This window comes from Vibrio inusitatus, assembly GCA_024346935.1.
In the GTDB taxonomy this organism is placed as follows: Bacteria; Pseudomonadota; Gammaproteobacteria; order Enterobacterales; family Vibrionaceae; genus Vibrio; species Vibrio inusitatus.
This window is the reverse complement of record AP024878.1, coordinates 195,444-205,569: the sequence shown is the minus strand read 5'-3', so window position 1 is coordinate 205,569 and position 10,126 is coordinate 195,444. Positions and strand designations below refer to the sequence as shown.

Below are 10,126 nucleotides of genomic sequence, written 5' to 3'. Positions count from 1 at the left end.
CAACATAGTAGAAACAATCGATAGCTACAGAGTGTGATCGAATGTTTAAAAATTCTTTATAAACAGATGGATAGGAATAAGTGCAGTAACTGTCACGGATTGCATATCTACAAAACCGCGTCAGGATCATGATTTGTACGCTGAGATTCTACTCCTAAAATTAAACAGTACTACGCCACTAAAGTACGCCCTTCCATAGATATTTTGTATAAATAGAAAAAAAGCCATAACTCCCGCAAATTGGAGCAAAAAAAAACGAGAGCCTAAGCTCTCGTTTTCTATTTATAGGTATTTGATGTGATTACATCATGCCAGGCATACCGCCCATGCCACCCATACCGCCCATATCAGGCATTGCTGGTGCATCGCCTTGTGGCTTATCAGTTACCATTGCTTCGGTAGTGATCATAAGACCAGCAACAGAGGCTGCAAACTGAAGTGCGCTACGAGTTACTTTAGTTGGATCAAGGATACCCATCTCTAGCATGTCGCCGTATTCGCCCGTTGCTGCGTTGTAGCCGTAGCTACCTTCGCCTGCTTTAACGTTGTTTGCTACTACAGATTCTTCATCACCAGCATTTGCTGTAATTTGACGAATTGGTGATTCCATAGCACGTAGAGCAACGCGGATACCGACGTTTTGCTCTTCGTTGTCACCAGTAAGCTCTGTTAGCTTAGACGCTGCACGAATTAGAGCAACACCACCACCAGCAACTACGCCTTCTTCAACCGCTGCGCGAGTTGCTTGTAGAGCATCTTCTACACGGTCTTTTTTCTCTTTCATTTCAATTTCAGTTGCTGCGCCGACTTTGATTACTGCAACACCGCCAGCCAATTTAGCTACGCGCTCTTGAAGTTTTTCTTTGTCGTAGTCAGAAGTTGCATCTTCAACTTGCTGACGAATCTGAGATACGCGAGCGTTAATTGCCACTTCATCACCAGCGCCATCGATGATGGTTGAGTTTTCTTTAGTGATAGTAACGCGTTTAGCTTGACCAAGATCTTCTAGAGTCACTTTTTCAAGATCTAAGCCGATTTCTTCAGAAATCACAGTACCGCCAGTTAGGATAGCGATGTCTTGTAGCATTGCTTTACGACGATCGCCAAATCCAGGCGCTTTAACAGCTGCAACTTTAACAATGCCGCGCATGTTGTTCACAACAAGCGTTGCCAGTGCTTCACCTTCTACATCTTCAGCGATGATAAGCAGTGGACGTGATGCTTTAGCAACTGCTTCTAGAGTAGGAAGCAGCTCGCGGATGTTAGATACTTTCTTATCAATAAGAAGAATGAATGGGCTTTCTAGATCAACAGAACCCGCTTCTTGGTTATTGATGAAGTAAGGAGATAGGTAGCCACGATCGAACTGCATACCTTCAACTACGTCTAGCTCATCTTGTAGAGCCTGACCTTCTTCTACAGTGATAACACCGTCACGGCCTACTTTTTCCATCGCTTCTGCAATGATGTTACCAACCGTTGCATCAGAGTTTGCTGAGATAGTACCAACCTGAGCGATAGCTTTAGTGTCTGCACAGGGTTGAGATAGAGATTTTAGCTCTTCAACTGCTGCAATAACTGCTTTGTCGATACCGCGCTTTAGATCCATTGGGTTCATACCCGCAGCAACCGCTTTTAGACCTTCCGTAATGATAGATTGCGCTAGTACTGTTGCAGTTGTTGTACCGTCACCTGCTGCATCATTTGCTTGAGATGCAACTTCTTTCACCATTTGTGCGCCCATATTTTGGAACTTATCTTCAAGTTCAATTTCACGAGCTACCGATACACCATCTTTAGTGATCGTGGGTGCGCCAAAAGATTTGTCTAGAACGACGTTACGACCTTTAGGGCCTAAAGTTACTTTTACTGCGTCAGCTAGAACGTTGACACCTTCTAGCATTTTGATTCGTGCGTCGTTACCAAATTTAACGTCTTTAGCAGCCATTTTTTAATTCCTTTCTAAATTCGATTTTATTTTTAGTTGTTGATTCAGAGAATGGTTACTTATTCAACAATTGCCATGATGTCATTTTCAGACATGATAAGAACTTCTTTGCCATCAATCTTTTCTGTCTTAGTGCCGTAGCCTTCTGCGAAGATCACTGTGTCACCAACTTGAACGTCTAGAGGTTGAACAGTGCCGTTCTCTAGAATGCGACCTTTACCGACAGCAAGGATTTTACCGCGAGTAGATTTCTCAGCAGCAGAACCAGTTAACACGATGCCGCCAGCAGATTTTGATTCAACTTCTTGACGCTCAACGATAACTCGATCATGTAATGGACGGATATTCATCGATTGATTCTCCTAAATAATGTTTCTAACAAATGATTGCCGTTTATTGGCTAGTGAAGAATATGTTGGGGACAATCCCTATGATCCCAAGGGTGAGAGATGAGTTTTTTATAAAAACTTCATATAAGTGTGCACTTAGCTTGCTTGGGCAGAACCTTGCTTCTCTGGTTGAATGTCTTGGAACAAGGTATTCTTAACGCCCAATCAGAAAGACAGAGTCTCCATGCAAGATAAACACGGCCTTTTAACCGCTCCTATCAACAAGGTTTTGCGCGAAATGACGCTGCCTATGGTGCTAGGTATTGTGGCTATCTTGATGTTCAACCTCGTTGATACCTTCTTTATCTCACTGCTAGGAACCGATGCGCTCGCTGCCATCAGTTTCACCTTCCCTGTCACTTTCGCCATGAACTGTATCACTATGGGTATTGGTATGGGGTTATCGACCCATGTAGGTCGCTTCTTAGGTCAAAACCAACCAGAGCAAGCCGCTCGGTTTTCTAGTCATGGTATTTTGCTCGCTATCGTCCTCGTTAGTGTCGCTTCATTCATCGGACTGCAGACTATAGAGCCATTATTTACTCTGCTTGGGGCTGAACCAAAACTACTACCACTGATCGACCAATACATGTTCGTGTGGTATCTAACCGTGCCACTTCTGGTTATTCCCATGAGTGGTAATGCGGCCATCAGAGCATGTGGTGATACTAAGACTCCTGCCAAGATTATGATTAGTGCTGGTGTGGTGAATGGCGTATTGGACCCATTGTTGATATTTGGTATCGGACCATTTCCTGAATTAGGTATCCAAGGGGCGGCTATTGCTAGTGGTATCAGTTGGTTTGCCGCTTTGATTGGTGCGTTCTATTTTCTAGTTGTTCGAGTGAAATTGCTTGCTATACCAAAGCCAATGCAATTACTTAGCGATTGGAAAAGCATTCTTCAGATCGGTACTCCTGCCGCTCTGTCCAACGCATTAAATCCACTAAGTGCCGCCATTTTAATGATGATACTCGCGAGCCATGGTACCGCTGCTGTCGCAGCGTATGGTGCGGCACAGCGTATAGAATCATTACTGTTGATCGTATTAATGGCTCTTACCTCGGTGCTCACTCCGTTTATGGCTCAGAACTTAGGCGCGAATAATCATGAGCGTAGCTTCAAAGCTCTGTTCATGTGCATGCGCTTTTCAATCTTATTTCAATTGCTCATTTTTATTATGATGGTGCCACTTAGTGTCCCCTTCGCCAGCCTATTTAGTCAGGAAGAGAACGTGCGTCATTTGCTATGGTTGTACTTAGTTTGCGTGCCAATTAGCTATGGATTTCAAGGAATCATTATGTTGCTAGTGAGCAGCTTGAATGCGATGCACAAACCTATGCTGGCATTTGTTTGGAGTTGCTTGCGCCTGTTCATTTTTACCTTGCCATGTGCTTGGCTCGGCAGCCAGTGGTTTGGAATTACAGGGTTATTCATGGGAGTAGCAATCGGGAATGTTTTAGGGGGGATTTTGGGGTATTTGTATGCACTAATACTTCGTCGAGACACCCTAAACGAAATAAGCTCAGCCGCAAGCTGAGCTTATTATTAATAACTTATCAATGCTAGGCTGAAAGCTAGATACCATCGCCACCAATAAAGCTCTGAGAACGACCATTAAAATTTTGGTCCATATCTTCTGAAGGTTTATCTGATTTAGGCTTACCAGTTACTTTTGCTGGTACGCCCGCCACCGTAGTATGTGGAGCTACAGGTTGAAGTACTACAGAGCACGAACCAATCTTAGCACCCTCGCCTACCTCAATATTACCCAAGACTTTAGCACCAGCTCCAATCATTACCCCTTCGCGAATTTTAGGATGTCGATCACCAGTTTCTTTACCTGTACCGCCTAAGGTGACATCCTGCAAAATAGAGACATCATCCTCTACTACAGCGGTCTCGCCTATGACGATTCCAGTAGCATGGTCAAGCATGATGGCTTTACCGATTTTAGCTGCAGGATGGATATCCACTTGGCAAGCAACAGAGATCTGATTCTGCAAATACGTTGCTAGTGCCTTTCTGCCCTGTTTCCATAGCCAGTTGGCAATACGATAACCTTGCAATGCATGGTAACCTTTTAAGTACAACAAAGGCGCTGAGTACATTGCGACAGCAGGATCACGGTTTACCGTTGCGCAAATATCGCAAGCAGCTGAATCCGTAATACTAGGGTCGGCGGCAAGCGCCTCTTCTATAACATCACGAACGCCCATAGCTGGCATGGATGCAGTCTTAAGTTTATTCGCTAGGATATAGCTAAGCGCTGCAGCGAAGCTATCGTGATTGATGATGGTCGCGTGATAAAAACTGGCCAGCATCGGCTCTTGATCAGCTTGCTCTCTAGCCTCTTTAACGATGCATTCCCACACCGAATTAGATTCACACCTATCCATCAAAAAAATCCTTTGTAATTAACTATTATCGTTCTGCTTTCTTGTCGCGAGCCAGTAGGTCTTGAGCGGCTTCTCGCGCATCTTTACCTTGATAAAGAACTTGATAGATTTGGTCGACAATTGGCATTTCAACCCCTTCGCGACCCGCAAGCATCCATACTTCTTTAGTATTTCGATAGCCCTCTACAACCTGACCAATCTCTTGTTGGGCTGTATCTACGTCTTGGCCTTTACCTAACGCTAGTCCAAAACGGCGATTTCGCGACTGATTATCTGTACAAGTCAGAACTAAATCACCTAGTCCCGCCATTCCCATAAAGGTCTCTGGTTTTGCACCTAGAGCCGCACCTAAGCGCGTCATTTCAGCAAGGCCACGTGTGATCAATGCAGTGCGAGCATTGGCACCAAAGCCAATACCATCAGACATACCCGCGCCAATCGCAATAACATTCTTCACCGCTCCGCCAAGTTGCATACCAATAAAGTCATCATTTGCGTATACACGGAATGATTTACTGCAGTGGATCTTCTCTTGCAACTCAGTAGCGAAGCTTGGATCCGATGACGCTACCGCAATAGCGGTTGGCATCCCCATAGCAAGCTCTTTGGCAAAGGTAGGGCCTGATAACACAGCCAATGGATAATCATTGCCTAGCTTGTCTTGAGCGACATCTTTCAATAAACGGCCAGTTTCTGGCTCTAGGCCTTTAGTTGCCCAGCAGATACGGCTGTCCGTTTTTAAATAGGGTTTTAGGCTATTAAGCACAATACCAAACACATGGCTTGGCACTACTACTAACAAGTCTCGGCTCGCCGCAACCGCTTTCTCAAGGTCGCACTCAACAATCAACGAATCAGGAAAAGGAATGTCTGGCAGGAACTCTTTGTTCATTCTGTCTGTTTGAAGTTGCTGCATATGCTCTTTTTCATGACCCCAGATGACAACTTTCGCACCATTACGTGCTAGAGAGATCGCGAGTGAGGTGCCATAAGAGCCTGCACCAATTACCGTCATTGATACATCTTTTAGGTCACAATTTGATGCTGCCATATTTCAATCCATTCATGCGTTATAGAGGGTCTAGTAGCTTTATTTTGAAAAGGCTACTGATCTTGAAAGATAGTATAAATAAAAAATGCACAGCGCATCAGATAATTAGATGCAGTGTGCATTTTTATTTGCCGATAAATTCAATCAAAGATGATTGAGTTTGTCGTTTAATTAAGCGTCAGCTTGAGGTTGCTGCTCTTGCTGCTGTTGGCTTTGTAGGTAGTTCATGAACAATGCATCAAAGTTAACTGGCGCAAGGTTTAGTTGAGGGAACGTACCTTTAACTACTAGGCTTGAGATAGTTTCACGAGCATATGGGAATAGGATGTTAGGGCAGAATGCACCTAGGCAATGCGCTAGTTGGCCTTGCTCCATTTTCTCCGCAGAGAAGATACCCGCTTGTTGAATTTCACATAGGAAAGCTGTTTCGTCAGCATTCTTAACTGTCACAGTAAGACGAAGAACTACTTCGTATACGCCTTCGCCTAGTTGAGCACTTTTAGTGTCTAGGTCAAGATTTACATCTGGTTGCCACTCTTTTTGAAACATTGCCGGAGAGCTTGGTGCTTCAAAAGAAAGATCTTTCAAGAAGATGCGTTGGATAGTGAAGTTCTGTTGTGGAGCCTGAGTTGCTGCTGCATCAGTCATTATTTTTATTCCTTAAAATTTGTCTATTTCTGTGATGGATACGAATTATCGCATTCAATCATTACATTATTCAGTCAGCGCTTTCTGCTTTTTCTTACGTGGCTCTTTTTTAGCACGTACTAGAGGCAGATTTGCATCGCTCCAAGAAGTTAAGCCGTGTTTCAGTACGAACACTTTTTCAAAACCAGCTTTAGCTAACAGGTTTGCATTGTCGACTGCAGTTTGACCTGTCTTACATACAACAATGATTGGGTCGCTTTTCTTGTTTTCAAGCGATCCAAAAGAACCGTCTTTGATCTCTGAAGGCAAAATGTGAACTGAATCAGTAATATGCCCTTTTTTGAACTCATCCTTGGTACGAACGTCCACAACCACACCGCCTTCACGGTTGATTAGTAGTGTCATAGCCTGAGTATCAACTTCTTTATACTCTGCAGTAGACGACTTGATGATATTCATCACTAAGGCCACAATAAGACCAGCCCAAACTACAGACAGAATCATGTTCTGCTGAACGAAATCGAAAATTTCTTGCATCGTCGGATACTCTTTTTTAAATCATAAAGCGAAAATTTTAACGCGCAGTATACCATCACAGGCGCAGGATGCGAGACAGAGCCTAAGATGATCGCTTTTTAAAAAGGAAACCTAGATCACGAATACGGCACTATTCACGCAAAGGTTCTAATATTGAAACCTGAATGCAACCTAAATGATCGTAAATCCAAACCTTTTTTGAAATTTAGTTACTCATATTGTATAGATTTCAATCTTACTGCCCAATTCAAAGCCGGGATCGATAAATTAATTTGATCTTAAACGGCATCAATTAGGGTATTCTGTAGTAAAATTACGCTAATTAAAGCTACTGAAAATTAAAACGAGGCCAAACTATGTCAGCTAAGAAGCCTATGGCTCTAGTGATCCTTGACGGTTACGGATACCGCGAAGATAAACAAGACAACGCAATCGCAAACGCAAAGACTCCTATCCTTGACGGTCTAATTGCAAACCAACCAAACACTCTAATCTCTGCCTCAGGCATGGATGTAGGTCTACCAGACGGCCAAATGGGTAACTCTGAAGTAGGTCACACCAACATCGGCGCTGGCCGCGTTGTATATCAAGACTTAACTCGCATCACTAAATCTATCGCTGACAAAGAGTTCCAACAAAACGAAACTCTTGCGAACGCAATAGACAAAGCGGTCAAGTCTGGTAACGCAGTTCATATCATGGGTCTTATGTCTCCAGGTGGTGTTCACAGCCATGAAGATCATATCTACGCAGCTGTAGAAATGGCGGCTGAGCGCGGCGCTGAAAAAATCTACTTACACTGCTTCCTAGACGGGCGTGACACTCCACCTCGTTCTGCTGAAGGTTCTCTACAGCGCTTCCAAGAGCTATTCGCTAAATTGGGTAAAGGTCGCGTTGCCTCTCTAGTAGGTCGCTATTACGCAATGGATCGTGATAACAACTGGGATCGTGTTCAACAAGCTTACGAATTGCTAACAGAAGCTAAGTCAGAGTTCACTTTTGACAGTGCTGTAGCAGGTCTAGAAGCAGCTTACGCTCGTGACGAAAACGATGAATTCGTAAAACCAACTGAAATCAAAACTGATTCAGAAGAATCAGCAGCGATCGTTGACGGTGATGCGGTTATCTTCATGAACTACCGTGCTGACCGTGCTCGCGAAATTACTCGTAGCTTCGTGCCTAATTTTGATGGCTTTGCTCGCAACGTATTCCCATCAGTGGACTTTGTAATGCTGACTCAATATGCAGCTGACATTCCTCTACTTTGCGCGTTCCCACCAGCATCTCTAGAAAACACTTACGGTGAGTGGCTATCTAAAGAAGGTAAGACTCAGCTACGTATCTCTGAAACTGAGAAATACGCACACGTTACTTTCTTCTTCAATGGCGGTAAGGAAAGCGAGTTTGACGGTGAAGAGCGTCAACTAGTCGCTTCTCCTAAAGTAGCTACTTACGACCTACAACCTGAGATGAGCGCACCAGAACTGACTGATAAACTAGTCGCTGCTATTAAGTCTGGTAAATATGACGCTATCGTTTGTAACTACCCTAACTGTGACATGGTAGGCCACACTGGTGTTTATGATGCAGCAGTTAAAGCAAGTGAAGCACTCGATGAGTGTCTAGGTCGCGTTGTTGATGCAATCAACGAAGTTGATGGTCAAATGCTAATCACAGCTGACCATGGTAACGCAGAAATGATGGTTAACCCTGAAACAGGCGGCATCCACACTGCACACACCAACTTACCTGTTCCTCTTATCTACGTTGGCGGTAAAGACCTAGAGTTCAAAGAAAACGGTAAGCTATCTGATCTAGCTCCAACTATGCTTAAGCTATCAGATATGGAAATCCCAGCGGAGATGTCTGGTCAGGTTATCGTAAATCTGAAATAATCTTTGCTATCAAATCGTTGCCACGGTGTATGCTGTGGCAACGAAAGCCAAGATTAAAGATTTAGGATGAATCTCATTCCTCAAAAGCCAAAGCTATTGAATAGAAAAAACGTCAGTGTCGTGTGCGCTGGCGTTTTGTTATGTCTATCATCTTCGATATTTGTCTCAACTCCTGCCTCAGCTAGTACTGAAGAACTAAAGGGAGTAAAGGGAGAAATAACTCGCCAGCAGAAAAGTCTTTCTCAGCAACAGAAAGAACTCGATAAACTACAGAAGCGACTTAAAAGCGACGAGCTTTCTATTGCTAATGCGAGCAAGAATCTAGCGCAAACGCGTACTTCACTGAAACGCTCTGAAGCAAACCTCAAAGCTTATGATCAGCAACATCAAGAACTGCTAGAAAAGACTCAAGCTCAAGCCTCTGCCTTGCAGAAATTAGTTAAGTCATATTACATGATGCACACCAATGCCAAGATAGAGAGTTTTCTCAGCCATGAAAGCACTCAAGATAAAGATCGCATTAGTCAGTATTATCAACACTTGGCAAAGCAACGCGCCGAAGTCATCACCGAGTTGCAACAAACGAATGCCAAGCTAGAGCAAAAGAACCTTCAGCTGATTGCAGAGCAGCAGCAAATAGAGACACTTCTTTCTCAGCAGTCGGATCAATTAAATAAACTGCGCTCTTCACAAACCAGCCGAAAATCAACTGTCACGAAAATCAAGCGTGGCATTGCTGGAGATAGCGCCTATCTTAATGAGCTCAAACGCAATGAAGCTAGATTAAAAGCTGAAATAGCAAAAGCTGCGAAGCGTAATTCAGTCCCAATGGACGGACTAGCCAAACAAAAAGGTCGTCTACCTTGGCCAATTAAAGGGTCGGTGTTGCACAACTATGGCACTAAACAAAGCGGTCAAGTCAATTGGAAGGGCATGGTGATCAGCGCTCAATATGAGCAACCGGTGAAAGCAGTTTACCCGGGCACCGTTGTATTCGCTGACTACTTACGTGGTTATGGCTTAGTTCTATTGCTAGATCATGGCAAAGGCGATATGACCCTATATGGGTACAACCAAGTACTGACCAAGAAAGAAGGCGACAAAGTCACATCAGGTGAAACAATCGCTCTTGCTGGTGATACCGGTGGGCAATCTCGCTCTTCAGTCTATTTCGAATTAAGGCGTAACAGCCAAACCCAAAACCCTCGTTCTTGGTTAACTCGCTAGAAACAAAAACGCCAGCTAAATAGCTGGCGTTT

At 43.9% G+C, this 10,126-nt stretch carries 9 protein-coding genes; 3 read left to right on the top strand and 6 right to left on the bottom strand.

All coding sequences use genetic code 11. From position 1 onward, the window contains the following. Positions 1 to 301: 301 nt before the first annotated feature. Together groL and OCU48_RS00970 are read right to left on the bottom strand one after the other, a co-directional pair. Positions 302 to 1,948: a chaperonin GroEL gene (groL, locus tag OCU48_RS00975; protein ID WP_141346493.1), complete on the bottom strand. Its 1,647-nt coding sequence runs from the start codon at positions 1,946 to 1,948 to the stop codon at positions 302 to 304. A 59-nt stretch (positions 1,949 to 2,007) separates the two neighbouring features. Then, positions 2,008 to 2,298 (bottom strand): co-chaperone GroES, encoded by a 291-nt coding sequence (locus OCU48_RS00970; protein ID WP_021714589.1) that lies wholly within the window; start codon positions 2,296 to 2,298, stop codon positions 2,008 to 2,010. A 223-nt stretch (positions 2,299 to 2,521) separates the two neighbouring features. On the opposite strand from OCU48_RS00970, the gene OCU48_RS00965 reads away from it, so the two are divergent. Further along, a complete protein-coding gene (locus OCU48_RS00965) occupies positions 2,522 to 3,877 on the top strand; it encodes an MATE family efflux transporter (protein WP_141346494.1) in 1,356 nt (451 codons plus the stop codon). A 37-nt stretch (positions 3,878 to 3,914) separates the two neighbouring features. Here OCU48_RS00965 and cysE read toward each other — a convergent pair whose 3' ends face one another. The 4 genes from cysE to OCU48_RS00945 form a co-directional block, all read right to left on the bottom strand. Beyond that, positions 3,915 to 4,736 (bottom strand): serine O-acetyltransferase, encoded by an 822-nt coding sequence (cysE, locus tag OCU48_RS00960; protein ID WP_141346495.1) that lies wholly within the window; start codon positions 4,734 to 4,736, stop codon positions 3,915 to 3,917. Positions 4,737 to 4,761: 25 nt separating this feature from the next. Further along, on the bottom strand, positions 4,762 to 5,787 hold the full coding sequence (gpsA, locus tag OCU48_RS00955; RefSeq protein ID WP_141346496.1) for an NAD(P)H-dependent glycerol-3-phosphate dehydrogenase: 1,026 nt from the start codon (positions 5,785 to 5,787) through the stop codon (positions 4,762 to 4,764). 171 nt (positions 5,788 to 5,958) lie between these two features. After that, positions 5,959 to 6,435 carry a protein-export chaperone SecB gene (gene secB, locus OCU48_RS00950; protein ID WP_141346497.1) on the bottom strand — a complete coding sequence of 159 codons (477 nt, stop codon included), beginning with the start codon at positions 6,433 to 6,435 and terminating at the stop codon, positions 5,959 to 5,961. A gap of 66 nt (positions 6,436 to 6,501) precedes the next feature. Further along, on the bottom strand, positions 6,502 to 6,972 hold the full coding sequence (locus tag OCU48_RS00945; protein ID WP_141346498.1) for a rhodanese-like domain-containing protein: 471 nt from the start codon (positions 6,970 to 6,972) through the stop codon (positions 6,502 to 6,504). Between the two features lie 356 nt (positions 6,973 to 7,328). On the opposite strand from OCU48_RS00945, the gene gpmM reads away from it, so the two are divergent. Beyond that, complete coding sequence (gene gpmM / locus OCU48_RS00940) at positions 7,329 to 8,867, top strand: 2,3-bisphosphoglycerate-independent phosphoglycerate mutase (protein WP_141346499.1); 1,539 nt, start codon at positions 7,329 to 7,331, stop codon at positions 8,865 to 8,867. A 66-nt stretch (positions 8,868 to 8,933) separates the two neighbouring features. Then, positions 8,934 to 10,094, top strand: a complete 1,161-nt coding sequence (locus OCU48_RS00935) for a murein hydrolase activator EnvC family protein (protein ID WP_141346500.1) — start codon at positions 8,934 to 8,936, stop codon at positions 10,092 to 10,094. Positions 10,095 to 10,126: the final 32 nt, after the last annotated feature.